The organism is Vreelandella boliviensis LC1, assembly GCF_000236035.1.
GTDB classification, from domain to species: Bacteria; Pseudomonadota; Gammaproteobacteria; order Pseudomonadales; family Halomonadaceae; genus Vreelandella; species Vreelandella boliviensis.
In genome coordinates this window covers 1,551,913-1,569,170 of sequence record NZ_JH393257.1, presented here as the reverse complement: position 1 = coordinate 1,569,170, position 17,258 = coordinate 1,551,913, and the positions used below count along the sequence as shown (strand labels likewise).

At 56.5% G+C, this 17,258-nt stretch carries 15 protein-coding genes; 14 read left to right on the top strand and 1 reads right to left on the bottom strand.

The window, feature by feature from the left end; all coding sequences use genetic code 11:
• The first annotated feature begins 8 nt into the window (after window positions 1-8).
• The 10 genes from KUC_RS07015 (at window position 9) to KUC_RS06970 (ending at window position 9,463) form a co-directional block, all read left to right on the top strand.
• Window positions 9-1,604: a 5-guanidino-2-oxopentanoate decarboxylase gene (locus KUC_RS07015; RefSeq protein ID WP_040479804.1), complete on the top strand. Its 1,596-nt coding sequence runs from the start codon at window positions 9-11 to the stop codon at window positions 1,602-1,604.
• 53 nt (window positions 1,605-1,657) lie between these two features.
• Window positions 1,658-2,596 carry an ABC transporter substrate-binding protein gene (locus KUC_RS07010; RefSeq protein WP_007112453.1) on the top strand — a complete coding sequence of 313 codons (939 nt, stop codon included), beginning with the start codon at window positions 1,658-1,660 and terminating at the stop codon, window positions 2,594-2,596.
• Window positions 2,593-3,327: a class II aldolase/adducin family protein gene (locus tag KUC_RS07005; RefSeq protein WP_007112452.1), complete on the top strand. Its 735-nt coding sequence runs from the start codon at window positions 2,593-2,595 to the stop codon at window positions 3,325-3,327. The genes KUC_RS07010 and KUC_RS07005 overlap by 4 nt, the downstream gene beginning before the upstream one ends.
• Before the next feature lie 22 nt (window positions 3,328-3,349).
• Window positions 3,350-4,561 carry a pyridoxal phosphate-dependent aminotransferase gene (locus tag KUC_RS07000; RefSeq protein WP_007112451.1) on the top strand — a complete coding sequence of 404 codons (1,212 nt, stop codon included), beginning with the start codon at window positions 3,350-3,352 and terminating at the stop codon, window positions 4,559-4,561.
• The gene (locus KUC_RS06995) at window positions 4,558-5,355 is read left to right on the top strand and encodes an ABC transporter ATP-binding protein (protein WP_050804815.1); all 798 of its coding nucleotides are present in this window, start codon (window positions 4,558-4,560) and stop codon (window positions 5,353-5,355) included. The genes KUC_RS07000 and KUC_RS06995 overlap by 4 nt, the downstream gene beginning before the upstream one ends.
• A gap of 78 nt (window positions 5,356-5,433) precedes the next feature.
• Complete coding sequence (locus tag KUC_RS06990) at window positions 5,434-6,207, top strand: transporter substrate-binding domain-containing protein (RefSeq protein WP_040479802.1); 774 nt, start codon at window positions 5,434-5,436, stop codon at window positions 6,205-6,207.
• Between the two features lie 99 nt (window positions 6,208-6,306).
• Window positions 6,307-7,014, top strand: a complete 708-nt coding sequence (locus KUC_RS06985; protein WP_007112448.1) for an ABC transporter permease — start codon at window positions 6,307-6,309, stop codon at window positions 7,012-7,014.
• Window position 7,015: 1 nt separating this feature from the next.
• Window positions 7,016-7,741, top strand: a complete 726-nt coding sequence (locus KUC_RS06980; protein WP_007112447.1) for an ABC transporter permease — start codon at window positions 7,016-7,018, stop codon at window positions 7,739-7,741.
• 15 nt (window positions 7,742-7,756) lie between these two features.
• On the top strand, window positions 7,757-9,238 hold the full coding sequence (locus KUC_RS06975) for an aldehyde dehydrogenase family protein (RefSeq protein ID WP_050804814.1): 1,482 nt from the start codon (window positions 7,757-7,759) through the stop codon (window positions 9,236-9,238).
• Between the two features lie 36 nt (window positions 9,239-9,274).
• Window positions 9,275-9,463, top strand: a complete 189-nt coding sequence (locus KUC_RS06970) for a hypothetical protein (RefSeq protein ID WP_040479800.1) — start codon at window positions 9,275-9,277, stop codon at window positions 9,461-9,463.
• A 180-nt stretch (window positions 9,464-9,643) separates the two neighbouring features.
• On the opposite strand, the gene KUC_RS06960 is transcribed toward KUC_RS06970, so the two are convergent.
• Window positions 9,644-10,486 carry an ABC transporter substrate-binding protein gene (locus KUC_RS06960; protein WP_007112444.1) on the bottom strand — a complete coding sequence of 281 codons (843 nt, stop codon included), beginning with the start codon at window positions 10,484-10,486 and terminating at the stop codon, window positions 9,644-9,646.
• Window positions 10,487-10,733: 247 nt separating this feature from the next.
• On the opposite strand from KUC_RS06960, the gene KUC_RS06955 reads away from it, so the two are divergent.
• From KUC_RS06955 to KUC_RS06940, 4 genes are all read left to right on the top strand, one after another.
• Complete coding sequence (locus KUC_RS06955) at window positions 10,734-12,899, top strand: TonB-dependent receptor (RefSeq protein WP_007112443.1); 2,166 nt, start codon at window positions 10,734-10,736, stop codon at window positions 12,897-12,899.
• 40 nt (window positions 12,900-12,939) lie between these two features.
• Window positions 12,940-13,167 carry a hypothetical protein gene (locus KUC_RS06950; protein ID WP_007112442.1) on the top strand — a complete coding sequence of 76 codons (228 nt, stop codon included), beginning with the start codon at window positions 12,940-12,942 and terminating at the stop codon, window positions 13,165-13,167.
• A gap of 598 nt (window positions 13,168-13,765) precedes the next feature.
• Window positions 13,766-16,531: a restriction endonuclease gene (locus KUC_RS06945; RefSeq protein WP_040479795.1), complete on the top strand. Its 2,766-nt coding sequence runs from the start codon at window positions 13,766-13,768 to the stop codon at window positions 16,529-16,531.
• Window positions 16,532-16,575: 44 nt separating this feature from the next.
• Complete coding sequence (locus tag KUC_RS06940) at window positions 16,576-17,148, top strand: hypothetical protein (protein ID WP_141243417.1); 573 nt, start codon at window positions 16,576-16,578, stop codon at window positions 17,146-17,148.
• The last annotated feature ends 110 nt before the right edge of the window (window positions 17,149-17,258 follow it).

Genomic DNA, 17,258 nt, shown 5'->3' with positions numbered 1-17,258 from the left:
GCGCTACGATGAGCCAGACCTGCGCCCAGTTGCTGCTGCGAACCCTAGAGGCCTATGACGTGGACACCGTCTTTGGCATCCCCGGGGTGCACACGATCGAGCTCTACCGCGCCCTGGGCGCGAGCCCAATCCGCCATGTCACCCCGCGCCATGAGCAGGGCGCAGGCTTTATGGCCGACGGCTACGCCCGCGCCAGTGGCCGCCCCGCCGCCTGTTTTATCATCACCGGTCCCGGCATGACCAATATCGCCACGGCGATGGGCCAGGCACTGGCCGACTCGGTACCCATGCTGGTGATCTCCAGCGTCAACCGCCGCAACACGCTAGGGCGTGGCCAGGGGCGGCTCCATGAGTTGCCAAACCAGCAACAAACCCTGGCGGGCGTGAGTGTTTTTAGCCACACCTTGCACGACCCAGCCGCCCTGCCGGAGATCATCGCCCGCGCCTTTGCCACCTTTCGCGGTGCACGACCAGGGCCAGTGCACATCGAAATCCCCATCGACCTGTTTGATGCCCCGGTGGCCGATCACCTGCCGCGTCCGATTGAGGTATTTCCCCCGGCACCAGCGCCCCCTGCCACTGCTCGCGCCGCCAAATGGCTCAGCCAAGCCGAACGCCCACTATTGCTGCTGGGCGGCGGCTGCGTGGCGGCCCCCGAGACTGCCCGCGCTCTGGTAGAACGGCTGCAGGCGCCGACCTTGACGACCATCAACGCCAAGGGTGTGCTGGGGCTGAACCACCCGCTCGATCTGGGGGCCACCATGAGTCTGCCCGCCGCACGTGCCCTGGCGGCCGATGCCGATGTCATTCTGGCGCTGGGCACCGAGCTGGGCGAAACCGACTACGATCTGGTGTTTGATGACGGCTTCCACCTCAACGGACAGCTCATTCGAGTCGACATCGATCCCCAGCAGCTGGGCCGCAACCAGCGTGCAGACCTGTCCATGGTCGCCGATGCTGGGGAGACCATGGCCGCGCTGTTACAGGCACTGCCCCACCGCCGCGAGGCTGATGGACGCGCCGCTGCGACTCTTCAGGCGCTGGCCCTGCATGAAGATCCCGATCTGGCCCCCTATGTGCCGCTCTTCGCCACGCTGCAGGCCACGCTTCCCGACGCCATCTTGGTGGGCGACTCCACCGGGCCGGTGTATGCCGGTAATTTCCTGGCTTCGTTACCCGCGCCGCGCTGCTGGTTCAACTCGGCGACGGGCTACGGGACCTTGGGCTATGGCCTGCCGGCTGCCCTCGGGGCCGCCCTGGCTTGCCCAGAACGACCGGTAGTCGCTCTGGTGGGGGACGGAGGTGTGCAGTTTGTGCTCGGCGAGCTGGGCACTGCCCGTGACCTGCCCTACCCAGTAGCGGTGCTGATCTGGAACAACCAAGGCTATGACGAAATTCGCCGCTACATGGCCATGCACGCGGTACCACAGTTGGGCGTCGACTTGACGGCGCCGGGCTTTGCCGACTTGGCCAGTGCGTTCAACTGCCGCTACCGCGCAGTAGGCGACCCTGCGTCCCTGGGTAAGGCACTCGCACAGCTGGCAGATGACAACTCACCGCTGCTGATCGAAGTGGATGCCACAACCTGGATGAACACTGTGTAAATAGCAAAAGCCATCAATAATAGATCGACTAATCGACACACAAGGACCCTGACATGCGTAAAACAACCCTTTTAACCACCATGACACTGATCGGCATACTGCCGCTAATTGCCCAGGCGGCCCAGGATGCCAGCGATGAACTGCGTCTCATCGTTCCCCCCTGGCCGGGAGTCACCGTCAAGTCAGAAATCTTCGCCCAGCTAGCGGAGCCGCTGGGATATCGCGTCGAGACACTGGAAGTCAGCTCGACAGTGGGCTACCAGACGCTGCAGAGCGACGAAGCTGATGCCTTCCTGGCCGGCTGGCTGCCTGCCCAGCAGGAAAGCTACGACGCCACCATGGCGGCCGGTGCGATTGTTGATCTGGGCAACAATGTGGAAGGGGCTCGCATGGGGTTCGCGGTGCCGGGCTACGTCTATGAGGCGGGAGTGACCAGCGCCGAACAGTTGGCCGATCCTGAAACTGCCAAACGCTTTGACCACCGTGTCTACAGCATCGAGAGTGGCTCCACAGTCACTGACATGCTCGAGAACGCCATCGATACAGATACCTATGGCCTTGGCGACTGGGACGGGATGCCATCATCCACGCCGGGCATGCTTAGTGAGGTAGCCGCCGCCGTAAACGAGGATCGCTGGATTCTCTTTTACGGCTGGACGCCCCATTGGATGATCCCCGAGTACGACGTGCGTATCCTGGATGATCCAGAGAGCGTCTTCGGCAAGAATAACGGGCAAAGCGATGTTAAAACCATCGTTGCTAAACGTTACACCGAGGCCAATCCCAACCTAACCCGCCTGCTCGACCAGTTCACCCTCTCCGCCGATGAGCAAAGCGAGTTTATCAGTGCCTTCAGCCTGGAAGAGCGAGATCTTGATGAGGTTGCCAGAGAGTGGATTGAACAACACCCTGAGCGTGTCGCAAGCTTTCTGGAAGGTGTCACCACCTACGACGGCAAGGAAGCCCACGCCGCAGTAAAAGGCAGCCTATGAGTGCCAATGCTACTCAGGAGGATGAGGTTCGCCGGGACTTGGCCGCTGCTTATCGACTGATCGCCCTAGACGGCATGGACGACGGTATCGATACGCATATCTCGGCGCGTCTTCCCGGTGAGCGCTTTTTGCTTAACGCTTACGGCCTGCGTTTCTCCGAGGTGCGCGCCGACAGTCTGGTGACGGTAGACGCCGACGGCAAGGTGCTCGACGACCCTACGGGACTGGGCATCAACCCGGCCGGTTTTACCATACACAGCGCTCTGCATGCCGCCCGACCCAACGTTAACTGCGTACTGCACACCCATACCGTGGCTGGCGTTGCGCTCTCCTGTCTTGAGGAGGGCCTTTTGCCGCTCAACCAATGGTCGCTGGAGTTCTACAATCGGCTGGCCTACCACGACTTCGAAGGCATTGCGCTGGCACTCGATGAACGCCAGCGCCTGGCTGACGATCTGGGCGATCATTCGGCCATGATCCTGCGTCAACACGGGTTACTGACCTGTGGCGCAAGCGTAGGCGACGCTTTCCTGCGCATGCGCAACCTGGAGCGTAGTTGCCAGGCACAGTTAGCGGCTCAGGCTACCGGCCAGACACTGCGTTTGGTATCGCCTTCCATGGCCGAATACGTAGCCCAACAGTACGCAACTTGGGCGGCAAGCCCCGCTGGCAGTGATAGAGCCTGGCAGGCCGAACTACGGCGGCTGAATAACGCTAAGAATTCCTCCTAATCAGAACCAACAAAGGCATCCTATGCACTATTCACGACTAACCGAGCGCATTGCCGGCGAGGGCGCTGCGGCCTGGGATATTCACTACCGCGCCCTGGCCCGCCAGGCTGCTGGCGAGGACATCACCGTGCTCTCGGTGGGTGACCCGGATTTCGCCACCCCGACGCCGATAGTTGAGAGCGCCGTGGCCAGCCTGCGTGGTGGTGCCACCCACTACCCAGACGTGCAGGGCAAGTTAGCACTGCGTCAAGCCATCGCCGCTGGCTACCGCCGCCAGGGCCTCGATGTGGGCCCTGATAACGTGATTGTCATGGCCGGCGCGCAGTGCGGCCTCTACGCCGCCGCCCAGTGCCTGCTGGATCCCGGCGACGAAGTCCTGGTGCCTGAACCCAGCTACGTCACCTACGAAGCCGTGCTGCGAGCCACCGGCGCTGAGATGGTGCAGGTGCCGCTTCACAGCAAGGCAGACTTTCGCCTCGACCCGGTCGCCCTGGAGGCCGCCATCACGCCCCGCACCCGGGCGATATTGCTCAATAGCCCTCACAACCCCACCGGCCAGTTGATCGACGCCGACACCTGGGAAGCCATCGCCGCACTGTGCCAACGCCACGACTTGTGGTTGATCGCCGACGAGGTCTACGCCGAGTTGATTTTTGAGGGCGAGCACCTTTGCCCCGCCACGCTGCCCGATATGGCCGAACGCAGCGTGATCGTCAGCAGCCTCTCAAAGTCGCACGCCATGACCGGCTGGCGGCTGGGCTGGGTACTGGGCCCCGAAGCGCTGATTGAGCACCTCACCCACTTGGCGCTATGCATGCTTTACGGCTGCCCGGACTTTATTCAGGACGCTGCCTGCGATGCCCTTCAGACACCGCCCGCCGAGTTGCACGCCATGCGTGAGACCTATCGGGCACGCCGCGACGCTGTCTGTGAAGCGCTCGCCAAAAGCACGTCGGTAACCGCTATCCGTCCGCCTGCCGGAATGTTTCTGATGGTGGATGTTCGCGCCACGGGCCTCTCTTCCCAAGCCTTTGCTGATCGCCTACTCGACGAGGAAGGCATCTCGGTGCTCTCCGGTGAAGCGTTTGGGCCTTCAGCAGCGGGCTTTGTGCGGCTCAGCCTGACCGTGGAGGCCGAGCACCTCACCGCCGCCAGCCTTCGCTTGGCAGCCTGCGCCGAACGTGCTCGGGTCGAACTGTCACCTACCCCGGCCACGGAGGCCGATTGCCTATGACATCATCATTTTCACCTGTATCTCCTCCCCACGCTGCCCCCGTACCGGCGGTGATGGCTAATCACCTTCACAAACATTTTGGCGAGCTAGAGGTGCTCAAGGGCGTCTCCTTGGAAGTGCCAGAAGGCAGCGTTACTTCAATTATCGGCGCCAGCGGCTCCGGCAAAAGCACCTTATTGCGCTGCATGAACCTATTGGAAAGACCTGACCAGGGCGAACTAGCGATTGCGGATGAGGCGATTCGTTTCGACCGCAATCCCCAGGGCGACATCATCGGTCTCGACCGTCGCCAGCTGCAACGGCTACGCGGCAAAGTCACCATGGTCTTCCAACAGTTCAACCTGTGGCCTCACCTGACAGTGCTCGGCAACGTCATCGAAGCGCCTATGCGGGTCAAGAAGCTCTCTCGTAAGCGGGCTACGGCTTTGGGTGAGCACTATTTAGAGCGGGTAGGTATGGCCGACCGGCGCGACGCTTACCCTGCCTTTCTCTCCGGTGGCCAACAGCAGCGGGTGGCCATTGCCCGAGCCCTGGCGATGGAGCCACGTCTGCTGCTCTTCGATGAACCCACCTCGGCGCTGGATCCAGAGCGCGTCAACGAGGTGCTTGGGGTGATCCGTGGCCTCGCTGACGAGGGCCGCACCATGCTACTGGTCACCCACGAAATGCATTTCGCCCGTGAGGTCTCCGACCAGTTGGTCTATCTCGATCAGGGCCAAATCGCCTGTTCGGGCACCCCTGAAGACGTCTTCGCGGATCCCCGCTGTCGCCAGTTTATGGCGCCCGCGGCCTGATAGCTCCACAAGCAACCATTACAAGAACTGCTATTACAAGAACCGCCATCACAAGAACCGACCTAACAGGAGAAGACCATGAAATGCCCCATGATGATTGCTATTGCCGTGACCGCGCTTGGCCTCGGCCACACTGCCCAGGCCGCCGAGCCCCTCAAGGTAGGTATCTCCGGTGAACCCTACCCACCGTTCACCTACAAGGCTGCCAGCGGTGACTGGACCGGTTTCGAGGTAGAACTGGCCCACGCCTTCTGCGCGGCCATGGACCGCGAGTGTGAAATCGCGCCCACCGGCTGGAGCGGCATCATTCCTTCGCTCAACGCCGGGCGCATCGACATGATCATGAACTCCATGTCGATCACCGATAAGCGCAAGCGGGTCATCGACTTTACTCGCCCCTACTACTTCACACCAGGCGCCTATGTCGCCACCAGCGACCAGGTGCTCGATATTCCCGACGGCCTGGACGGCCTGGTGATGGGCGTACAGTCGGCCACCACCAACGCCACCTATGCCCGCCGAGCGCTACGCGACAGCGGTGTGGATATCCGCCTCTATGATCAGGCCGAGCAAGTCAACAATGACCTGCTATCAGGACGACTAGACGTGATCCTTGCCGACGAGATTGCCATGATGCAGTTCCTGGATCGCAACGAAGCGGAAGCCTTTGAGATCAAGGCCACCGCGCCGCTTCACGAGGCCTACGGTGAGGGTATCGGCATCGGCCTTCGTCAAGGGGAGGACGCACTACGCGAAGCGCTTAATGCCGCCATCGCCACAGTGATCGAAGGCGGCACCTGCGCCAGCCTTTCCGAGCAGTACCTGGGCACCGACGTCTGCGTCTACGACTGAACCACGTTCACTAAAACGCTTGCTATATCCCCCGGCGCCACTGGCGTTGGGGGTTCTTTTCTGTGACTAACTGTTCCGTGACCGAGGAAAGCAACAACCATGACTGCGATGACATCAGAGGGGCTCATCGATTGGGCGGGCCCCATCCTGGGCGGGGCGCTGACCACGGTGCAGATCGCCGTGTTGGCTTACGCCATCGGCCTGTTACTTGGGCTACTAGGCGCTGGCGCCAAGCTCAGTCCCTGGGCACCGTTGCGCAGCCTAGCCACCGCTTACTCCACCCTCATCCGAGCCGTGCCCGAACTGCTGCTGATCATCTTGCTCTACTATGCCGGCGCCCAGGCACTGGATTCCCTGCTGGCGTATCTGGGCATGGCCGGTGCCGTACAGATCACCGGCTTCGCCACTGCCGTTGGCGTGCTGGCTTTCGTTCAAGGCGCCTATATGACCGAGGTATTCCGCGGTGCCATCCTGGCCATCCCCCGCGGCCAGTTGGAGGCCGCCGATGCCTTTGGCTTCTCGCGTTGGGCCCGTTTTCACCGCATCGTGCTGCAGGGGATGCTACCCAACGCCCTACCGGGTATGTCTAATCTCTGGCTGATTTTAATCAAGGACACCGCTTTGATCAGTGTGATCGGTTTCAACGAGCTTTTTTTCACCATTCAGCAGGCTGCCGCCAGTAGCCGCGCTTACTTTCTTTTCTATGCAGCCGCCGGTGTCATTTACTTGCTGATAACCCTGAGTTCCACGGCACTTTTCACCCGCCTCGAGCGTTACGTGCGCCGTGGCCAACCCACGGAGGCCTGACATGGACTTTACCTGGCTGAGTGATCCGTTCTACCAACGCTATCTATGGGAAGGTTTTGTCAATACGCTGTGGCTGCTGCTGGTCTCTGCGGTGGGCGGCCTGTTTCTCGCCGTGTTAGTGGCACTGGCCAGATTGCGCGGGCCGCGGCCCTTGGCATGGCTGATTTGGGCTTTTACCACCGTGATGCGCGGCACCCCGTTGCTGGTGCAGCTATTCTTCTTTTACTACGGCGTGGGGCACCTGATGGAAGGCGTGCCGGGCATACAAGAAACGTTCATGTGGCCACTGCTACGCAACCCCTTCTTCTTCGCTGCGGTGACTTTCATTCTAAGCGTAGGCGCCTACTCTGGCGAAGTGATCCGCGGCGCCATGCAAAGCGTCCCCCAGGGCGAACTGGAGGCGGGCCGCGCCTTCGGCCTCTCTGGTTTCCAGGTGCTTACCCGGCTGTGGCTACCCCGTGCCATCCAGCTCTGCCTGCCCACGCTTACTGGCGAAATGATCCTGCTACTCAAGTCGATCCCGCTGGTTTCCACTATTGCCCTGATGGATTTATTACAAGCGGCCAATATCATCCGCGACGAGACCTTCCTGGTCTACGAACCCCTGCTACTGATCGCCGGCATTTACTTGGCTACCACCGTGGTGCTAACGCTGGTGCTACGTCTTGTAGAGATCAACTTTCCCGGTATGCAACCGACTCAACGCCGCTGGCTGCCAATTCGCTAAACAGGACAATATCCCATGCCCGCTTCCAAAGACACGTTCATAAACACGCGCCAAGACACCCTGAACGAACAGTTTATCGACAACGCCTGGGTGCCGAGCCGAAGCAAGACGTGTCGGCCGGTGCACGACCCCTATCACGAATCCCTTCTGGCCGAGATGACCTGCGGTGATCCGGCAGACGTCGATCTCGCCGTGGCGGCAGCCCAGCGCGCCCTGCCCAACTGGCGAGCCACGCCGGAGGCAGGCCGAGGCGAGTATCTGGAGGCCATCGCAGCAGGGCTTGAAACCCGCCGCCAGGCCCTCGCTGAACTCTCCAGCCGCAACAATGGCAAACCTCTGGCGGAAGCCTACCAAGACCTGGACGATGCCATTGCCTGTTACCGCTACTACGCCAAGGCCGCCGTCGCTCTGGGTCAGCGCCAGGGAACCGTTGAAGATGCGGGTCAACCCGACCTGGAAGCGCGTCACTACTGGGATGCCATCGGTGTGGTGGGACTGATCACCCCCTGGAACTTCCCGTTGGTCAGTAGTGCCTGGAAACTGGCGCCAGCGCTTGCCGCTGGCTGCACGGTGGTGTTCAAACCCTCCGAGGTTACCCCTCTGCCCGAGCAGATACTGGCGGAGATTGTCATGGAGGCAGGCCTGCCACCCGGCGTCTTCAATCTACTGCTAGGCGACGGTGAGGGCATCGGCGCCCCGCTGAGCCGCCATCCCAGTATTGACAAGTTATCCTTCACCGGCAGCAACGCGGTGGGCGAAGCGGTGATGCGCGCCGCAGCCCAGGGTGTCAGGCCGGTCTCACTGGAGCTGGGCGGCAAGTCCGCGATTCTGGTCACCGAAGATGCCGACCTCGGACTTGCTCGGGACCTGGTGATGGCTGGCATCTGCTATAACGCTGGCCAGATGTGTTCGGCCACCAGTCGACTACTGGTTCATGAGCGCCTGGCAGATGACCTTTATGCAGCCATTGACGCCGCTATGGCAGCGCTACGCCTAGGCGACCCCCAGGCGATAGAGACCGACATGGGGCCACTGGTCAACGCTACCCAGCGAGAACGGGTACAGAGCTATATGGCCCTAGCCAATGAGGAGGGGCTGAGTAGCGAGACGCCAGCTCTCACTTTGCCCGAGCAGGGCTTTTTCGTGGCGCCGCGCCTATATCGCGAAGTGCCCACCACTAGCCGCCTGTGGCAGGAGGAGATCTTTGGCCCACTGCTTTGCGCACGCAGCGTGGCCGACGACGCTGAAGCCATTGCCCTGGCCAACGACAGCGACTTCGGTTTGGCCGCCACGGTAGTAGCTGGCGACGCTGACCGCGCCGAGACCATCGCCCGGCGACTGGAGGCAGGCAACGTATGGTGCAACAGCGATCAGATTGCGCCGCCCCAGGGCAGTTGGGGCGGTATGAAGCGCAGTGGCATCGGTCGCGAATTGGGCGATTTGGGTCTGGGCGCTTATCTGGAGCTCAAGCGCATTACACGCCCCGCGAAGACTTGATAATCGGGCCTAGCCACGACATTGAGATTCACTGTCATGCCGCGCCGTACCATCGGTGTTACGCACATGCTCCCTAAAAGGCTGGATATCAACCAAGAGAGCTGGCGCTGGTTGTTGGACAAGCGCTGGAAAGGCATGGTCAGCCTGCAAAATGACAGCGCCATCGGCGCCATTGACCCGCACTGGCAGCCAAAGCAGCGGGGCTGGCCGAGTTCGAAGACCTGAGCAATCTAAGCCTGGCAGAGATCGGCAGCCTGATTGGCTGCCTTATCAACCTTAAGTGTCAGCAACACTTTCGCGCTTTCTGGAACAACCAGGATCAAGCCTCTTCCGATATGGTGCGCGGCCGGGTCGGCATCGAAAGCCTCTAGTCGCCCGCCATAACTGCCCTCAAAAAAAGGAATATCAAGGTCGCAGGGCAGAAACCAGCTCCCGAGCAAAGCGTTGAGCAGAAGGCAGCGCGCCAAAACTCCATACCGGCGGTAAGCGCAATAGCTTGGCGTTTTTAACGCTGGGTAAATGTTGCCATAAACCACTTTTCGCCAGCGTGTCTTCGACCCCAGCGGGCACCGGCTCGACAACGACCAGCGTGGCCTCAGGATAGTCGTAGAGCGCTTCGATACCCACGAGTGAAAATCCCCAGGCATTGGTGGGCCGATCCCAGGCATTGGTCAAATTGATTCGTTCAAGCACGGCATTATAGAGACTATTGTCGCCAAAAACCCTGACATGACGGGCATCCATGAATTGCACCATCAGCAGCGGCGGTGCATCAGGGAGCTGTTGGCTAAGCGTGTCCATCAACGCATGCGTTTCGTTGATTAGCTGCTCTGCCTGCAGCCGGTGGCCGGTTAACTCACCTAGCTGACGGGTGAGTGTTTGTATCTCTTGCCAGGTATGAGTGCCGGGTGAATAGGGGGAAAACGACGTGACCGGGGCAATTCTCTCCAGACGCTCTGTCAAACTAGCGAACATCGGCGAAATGAACGTTTGCGTCGGTGGCGATTGCGCCATGAGCTCGAGGTTGGGCTGTGATCGCAGGCCAAGATCTGCAACGCCGTCGGGGAGCCTTGGCTCCCCTACCCACTCATGGTAGCCATTTTGTTGAGCGGTACCACTCAGCGGCGCGTCAATGGCCAGTAGCGTTTCGGCAATGGTCCAGTTGATGGTGGCCCACTGCGCGTGGGCACTCGACAAGGGCAGCAAGCAAGCGGCTGTTAAACAGCAGCGGGCCAAGAAAGAGAGCATCGACCGGTGGCACATAGCAGCGAGAGCATCAGAAAAACGGGAACACATTTAGACGTCAATACGCATTTTTTGCAAGGCAGTACGGAAAAATGTCATCCGCATATGTTAATACATCTCATTTTGTTTATCATATACATCCATGTCGGAAAGGTGATCATGGCACGACGGCCAAACCTCCGCTTTCTTACATCGGCTGCATAAAAATGCAGCGGCTGTGCGCTGCTGTAAAAACGATAGGATCGACACTATGCCTCTTGGGAACACCTCCAACACAGCGCGCAAAGCACGGCTTCTGCGCGCGCTGGTGCTGATCGCGATGGGTATCACACCCGCGACCACCTGGGCGCAGACGAGTGCTGCCAATCAGCCCCTGGATACCGTCACCGTAACGGGCTCCGTACCGACCTATGGAGATACGCCACCTCCGGCCTTCGCCGGTGGCCAAATCGCGGCGGGTGGCCGCGTAGGACTGGTCGGTGAAAAAGACGCGATGGACGTGCCTTTCAACGTCATCAGTTATACCAGTGAGCTGATGGAAAATCAGCAATCTCAAACACTGGGCGATACCCTGCAAAACGATGCCTCGGTATCGGTAGGGCTAGGCTTTGGCATCTATGGCGAAGCGTACAAGGTACGCGGCTTTAGCCTGACCGGTGACGACGTGGCTTATGGCGGCCTCTACGGCGTGCTGCCACGCCAAATCATCAACAGCGACCTTGCCGAGCGCGTCGAAGTCTTCAAAGGCGCCAGCGCCTTTACGTCGGGCATTCCCATCGGCGGGAGCGGCGGTATCGGTGGCACCGTCAACATAGAGCCCAAGCATGCGGGGGATGACCCGATGCTCAAACTATCCAGTGGTTATCGCTCCGATGGCTACGGCGAAGTGGGCGTCGATGCTAGCCAGCGTTACGGGGATCAGCAGCAATGGGGAGCACGAGTAAGTGCCACCCGCGGCCGCGGTGATACCGCCATTGATGACGAAACCCAGCGCGATACCTCCTTCGTCGTTGGACTCGACTACCGTGGGGATCAAGGCCGAATATTGTTCGATGTCGGTCATCAAAAGTTCACCCTGGATGGCGGCCGTTCAAGTGTCAGAACCGGCGCGGTCACTCGGGTGCCCACTGCGCCAGACTCCTCGTTGAACTACACCCCTTCTTTCGGTGGAACCGAGCTAGAAACCAATTTCGGCATGGTCAGGGGCGAATATGACCTCACCAACTCCTGGACCGCTTTCGCGGCCTTAGGGGGTAACCGCACGCACGAAGGCATCGTGTCGGCGACTCCGCTCCTTACCGATGACGCGGGGAACGCCACGGTCAACGACTTCGAGACCGACAACCATATCGACAACGTCGCCAGCCAAGCGGGGCTCCGTGGCTACGTGCTGACCGGCCCGGTTAGCCATGACATCACCGTTGGCTACTCTAGCGCCTATCGCAAGTTCGACACGGACTGGAATTCCCTCGCGGCAGGCACGACCAACATCTACGATCCCGCCGATTTATCTCGCCCGGATGGCACGCCTTTCGTGGGGGGTGGCGTGACGCGCCAACGCTCCCAAGGGGTCACGCTGAGCGACACGCTTGGATTCATCGATGACCGACTGTTGCTGACGCTGGGAGCACGCTATCAGGAACTCGAGATCGACGAACGTCCTAACGACGGCAACAGTAATCGCTATGCTGATCGTCGAGTAACCCCCGCCGTCGGCGCGGTGTTCAAGACCACGGATAATATCTCGCTCTACGCCAACTACGTCGAAGCTTTGCAGAATGGCGGCACGGTCAGCGATACTGCAGCGCTGAACTATGGTCAGCACTTGGGCATTGCCCATGCCGAGCAGCACGAGGTGGGCGCTAAGTTCGACTATGGTCACTTGGGTGGCGGCATTAGTCTGTTCCAGATTGAGCTGCCCTCTTCAGCGGTCGTCGATGGCGTCGGCAACCTGGATAACGAGCAGCGTAATCGCGGCCTGGAGCTAAGCCTTTACGGTGAGCCGACGACAGGAGTGCGCCTGTTCAGCAGCGCGACCTGGATAGATGCCGAACTCACCAAAACACAGGATGGCAACGAAGGAAATGACGCCACGGGCGTTCCTGAGTATCGTTTTGTGCTCGGTGGCGAATGGGACACGCCCTTCGTCGAGCGTCTCACTGCCACTGGTCGCGTCCTGCACACGGGCTCGCAGTACGCCGATGTAGCCAACGACTTGGAGCTGGATTCCTGGACACGCCTTGATCTTGGCCTGCGCTACACCACACCGGTCGGTGGCGCTGATTGGATCTGGCGCGCAGGCATCGACAACGTTACCGACGAAGATTACTGGTCAGGCGCCTCGACGTCCTTTGCAAATTATTTGATTCAAGGCGAACCGCGCACCTTCAAGCTTTCGGCGACCGTCGAGTTTTAAGTAACGCATCCTCTTTACCGTTACCTTGAGGGCGCTTCCTATGAAGCGCCCTCACCTATCCGCTGCAGAGTGGGACTTTTGGTATGTCGGCAAATCTGCCGCCAAAAGCCTTCCAGGCCCCGACAGCACCTCAGATTTGATTCATCGAGGCGAAATCCGCGACGGCGGAGACTACCAAGCAAGAATGAGCCGCATCGCGGTGTGGAATACCGTCATGGATAAGCACAACTATTGGGTAAGGTGCTGGAACGACTTTATGTCGGCTTAAGTCTTGTGCTTGATCTAGCATTTAGCCTCTTCTCATCTGCTTCCATCGCACTGGCAGCTAACAGCGTGATGGCCATAAGCACATGCCCCCGCCTCTTGCCTTCCTCAAGCTTATGCGGTTTTTTTGTCTGCTCAGCATGTTGTCTCTGCCCACCAGTTCCCATCTAATCAAGGCTGCGCCTGCCGCACACCTGCCAACGCTGGTAAATGTTACGAGCCCTAAGAAGGAGCGTTGAACAGAAAAGCTGGCGAGCCTCCGCTCGCTTCAGCAGCTTGTGCTAGGCTAAGTTCAGTAGAGAATTGAGCTCGTGCCCGAAAGCTAAAAGGCAGCGTATAGCTATGCAGCATAAGACTGAAAACGGCCCAAAGCGGTCATTCCTAAAAATGCAGCAGGTGCGCGAATTTTTGACATATCTTAATTAAAATTAATATCCTAAAGACCATAGGCTTGGGATAATTTGGCAGGCTGCATGTTTCGGACAAGCGTGATCGCACTTTCATCCAATCATCGGACGCCTTATCTAAGGCGCTGTCAGGGCCTTAACAGATTCACAGAACGAAATCGCTCGGCAGGCATAGATACTGTTATAGGACGTGAAATGAAAATTGATGTTGCATGCAAAAAAGGCAGTAGCAATAAAGCAAAAGGCGATCTTCTAGAAGAACTAGCCAAGAAACTGTTGTTAGCACAAAACTACGATGTTGTTGAAGAAATAAGAATAGTCGGTGCTGAACTGGATCTCCTATGTAAACATAGAGTGAACGGGAAAGAAATATATGTTGAATGTAAGGCCCAAAAAGACCCAGTATCAGCACCTGTTCTGAGACAACTTTGGGGCACAGTAGATTGTGAAGAATATTCTGAGGGGTGGATTATATCAACATCGGAATTTACCAAAGACGCTAAGGGTTTTGTTGAGAACTGGAAGTCAAAGCCTAAAGAAAAATCAGAAAGATTAAGCTTCTATTACCCTAAAGTAATCATTGAGGCTCTGAAGAGTTCATCGATTATTAGTGAGCCGCCAGTGCTCTCAGCAAGAGAGGTTGTTGAAACTCCGGAAGAATTGGGAGATTGGACTCTTCTACTATGTGAATATGGTGTGTACTGGTGCGTATATACCCTGAAGGGCGGCACACCTTATGGGGTTCTAATTTACGGAGCTTCAAGTGGCAAACATATTTGTGATGAAGATACTATCCAAAACCTAGCCACTCTAGATACGACAATTGCAGACTACGACCTCAGAGTGGGAATAAGCGAAGAAAAGGCAACTGCCAATACTTTATCAAATAAATTGCCTCCTGTTGTACAAGTCCAGATTGGTGAGTCTTGGGATGATTACCGACCAGCTCGACCCAAGGATTTTGTAGGGCGTGACTCCACCCAAAAAGAAATATTAAATTTCTTAGACTCAGCTAAAGATAACTCAGGCACGAGAATATTTGCTATAACTGGAAACTCCGGGCTTGGAAAAAGCTCCCTAATTGCAAAGCTTAGAGATAGATCTAGAAATGTCCGGTATAAAAATAAGTATTTTGTTTATGCCGTCGATATACGAGGGGCTCGGGAACCTTCGTATATTCCAGCTTCATTAATTGCTTCTTTAAGAGAAGCGCAAAAGACCGGGTTCGGAGACAAAATTGAGCTTAGTCTAACTGATCCAAGTTCGCCTTTAAATTCCAGCAGCATTCAAAACTACTTAAGCTCTCTGGAACGGAGGGAGCAGGTTGTTTGTCTAGTATTCGATCAGTTTGAAGAACTTTACTCCAAGCCAGAATTGTTTGGAATATTTAATGCTGCGAAAGATTTAATGCTAGATGTTGCAAGCAGCCAAAGCAATTTAGTTCTAGGTTTTGCATGGAAGACTGATAGTACTACTCAACAAGATCATCCTGCCTATCATCTATGGCATGAACTAGCTGACCACAGAAGAGAATATCGATTAGATGTTTTCGAGAGGGGGGAAATTTCAAAATCAATCACAAAATTCGAGAAAGAAATAAATCAAAAAATATCCGCGGAGATTAGGCATCAAGTCACCGAGGTTAGCCAAGGTTTCCCATGGCTGTTGAAAAAACTATGCATTAATCTATATGAAAGTATAGCGAAGGGTGAGAAAGCAGATTCAGTTCTCCTCGATTTAGATGTCGAGCGCCTTTTTCAAGCGGATATAAATATTCTATCTCCCCACGAGCTGGCATGCCTGAAACTTATTGCCCAGAAGGCACCTGCTGACTGGAGTGAAATTATTGAAACGTCCGGTACGACTGTTCTGAACAACCTTGTACACAAGCGATTGATCATAAAGAGTGGTGATCGACTAAATGTGTACTGGGATATTTTTAAAGATTACCTGTTAACGGGACGGGTTCCCGTTGTGCCTTATAACTACATACCGACATCAGACCCGTCTTCTGTTCTAAATATATGCACCAAGCTAAAAGTTAATGAATTTTCCGACTCCGTACATATTGGGAATAGTGTAGGACTTAATGAAAAGACAATATGGAATATTGGTGCAGATCTAGTGATGCTTGGTTTGGCAGAGCGGGAAGGCACCTCCTTTAAGATAAGTAATAAGCTTGGATCAAATGATGAAGGCGCTATATTGAGGCTTCTACGTGAAACTCTGGCTAAACACTCTCTAAAGGTAGCGCTATTTAAAAGTTATTCTGGTAAAACCATATCCCCCAGTATTGTTCGTGACACCTTTAGAGAATGTATACCAAAAGCCAAATTTGGCGAGAAAACTTGGAATACGTATTCTAATAGATTAACAAACTACCTCATTTACAGCGGGTTTCTATTACGTGCTGGAAACGATCTGGTTGTGCAAGACACCGGGGGCGCTATTTTAGACAGAGCTGGCCTAGCGCGGCGTGGTAAGCAACGCGGAAAGGTATTCTCCGTTTCTGCGTCTCCTTTCGCCGCCTTTACTGCTCTTAGCTCGATCCCTAGCTCAGGAGCCAAAATCGAAACAATAGGGAGGAATGAACTTTCTGTTCTTAAGAGGTTCGAGCTAGTAACTGTAACTGATGGCTTTATTTTTATAAACACTGATTCAATTTCAAAATCTGGCGGAGCTAAAGAGGCAATATGGGCTGCAGCGAAGAACGAAAATTCGCTATTGAGATGCATCGAAATTGTGCAAGTCGAACCGGGCATAAGTGTAAAAAATATCGCAGCTCAAATTTCGGATGAATATAATCTAAATTGGTCCGAGGGTTCAAAAACAAGGAATGGTGGAATACTAAGGCAGTGGTCTTTGTGGATTAAGGAAGGTATAGAGTCGTCGACTGTTCCTACACCGCCAGGGCGCCCTAACAAGTCAAATCACTCAGACGCTGAAAGCGCCGGTGTTTGAGGGGATGGGCAGCATAAATCTACTTCACTGCATGAGGCGTTGTATTGGAAATTGAAAAACGACCCTGGCATGTGGCCGTTGCACTCACCGTCGTTATGAGCATAGCAACCACGATTGGTACGTCTGCCTCTTCCTATCTGCTTTTAGGAGCAAAGATGAGAGAGGAGACCGAGAGGGCTGCCGTTGAACTTAGAGCAAAGGGGTCACAGCTCGCCTGCGAAAAGCTCCAGGCCAGCGTAACTCTTGCCGCAGAGATAAATTTCAGCGCCGATAGAGGGTACCTCAACGCCATTCGGCTCAGCGACATTCCAGTAGGGAATACGAGTCTAGGAGGGCTTGCAGTCCCAACGGCTCAGATAAATGCTGAACAACTAGAGTTTGAAAGACGAGCCTCTGAGTTAATTCCTTTCTTGGCAGAATCAGAGGCTGAGATTCTAAACCGCACTACGCTTCATCATTATGTTGTTACGAGCCTACGGACTAGCGAAGTTCCACTCGATCAACGTGTTCCGCCGCGCGAAGGCGGGTTTGATGCAAACACCGAACTCATAGGAATCCGAGATGGTGCGGCAAGGCTTGCTGATGCTTACAGAATCGCATGCACCGAGCAGCTATGACACCCAACAATGCGCTGCACCCAACCATCAAAACGCTGCGCGTTTTTCTGTCGGCTGAGTTCTCATGTTATATCAGTGTCGCCTAAAAGACTGCTCTTGGCCGAACAACG

Coding starts and splice junctions, on each gene's coding strand:
- KUC_RS07000 (WP_007112451.1), top strand. CDS start 3,350: ATGCACTATTCACGACTAACCGAGCGCATTGCCGGCGAGGGCGCTGCG.
- KUC_RS06945 (WP_040479795.1), top strand. CDS start 13,766: ATGAAAATTGATGTTGCATGCAAAAAAGGCAGTAGCAATAAAGCAAAA.
- KUC_RS07010 (WP_007112453.1), top strand. CDS start 1,658: ATGCGTAAAACAACCCTTTTAACCACCATGACACTGATCGGCATACTG.
- KUC_RS06960 (WP_007112444.1), bottom strand. CDS start 10,486: ATGCTCTCTTTCTTGGCCCGCTGCTGTTTAACAGCCGCTTGCTTGCTG.
- KUC_RS07005 (WP_007112452.1), top strand. CDS start 2,593: ATGAGTGCCAATGCTACTCAGGAGGATGAGGTTCGCCGGGACTTGGCC.
- KUC_RS06995 (WP_050804815.1), top strand. CDS start 4,558: ATGACATCATCATTTTCACCTGTATCTCCTCCCCACGCTGCCCCCGTA.
- KUC_RS06970 (WP_040479800.1), top strand. CDS start 9,275: ATGCCGCGCCGTACCATCGGTGTTACGCACATGCTCCCTAAAAGGCTG.
- KUC_RS06975 (WP_050804814.1), top strand. CDS start 7,757: ATGCCCGCTTCCAAAGACACGTTCATAAACACGCGCCAAGACACCCTG.
- KUC_RS06985 (WP_007112448.1), top strand. CDS start 6,307: ATGACTGCGATGACATCAGAGGGGCTCATCGATTGGGCGGGCCCCATC.
- KUC_RS07015 (WP_040479804.1), top strand. CDS start 9: ATGAGCCAGACCTGCGCCCAGTTGCTGCTGCGAACCCTAGAGGCCTAT.
- KUC_RS06980 (WP_007112447.1), top strand. CDS start 7,016: ATGGACTTTACCTGGCTGAGTGATCCGTTCTACCAACGCTATCTATGG.
- KUC_RS06950 (WP_007112442.1), top strand. CDS start 12,940: ATGAAGCGCCCTCACCTATCCGCTGCAGAGTGGGACTTTTGGTATGTC.
- KUC_RS06990 (WP_040479802.1), top strand. CDS start 5,434: ATGAAATGCCCCATGATGATTGCTATTGCCGTGACCGCGCTTGGCCTC.
- KUC_RS06955 (WP_007112443.1), top strand. CDS start 10,734: ATGCCTCTTGGGAACACCTCCAACACAGCGCGCAAAGCACGGCTTCTG.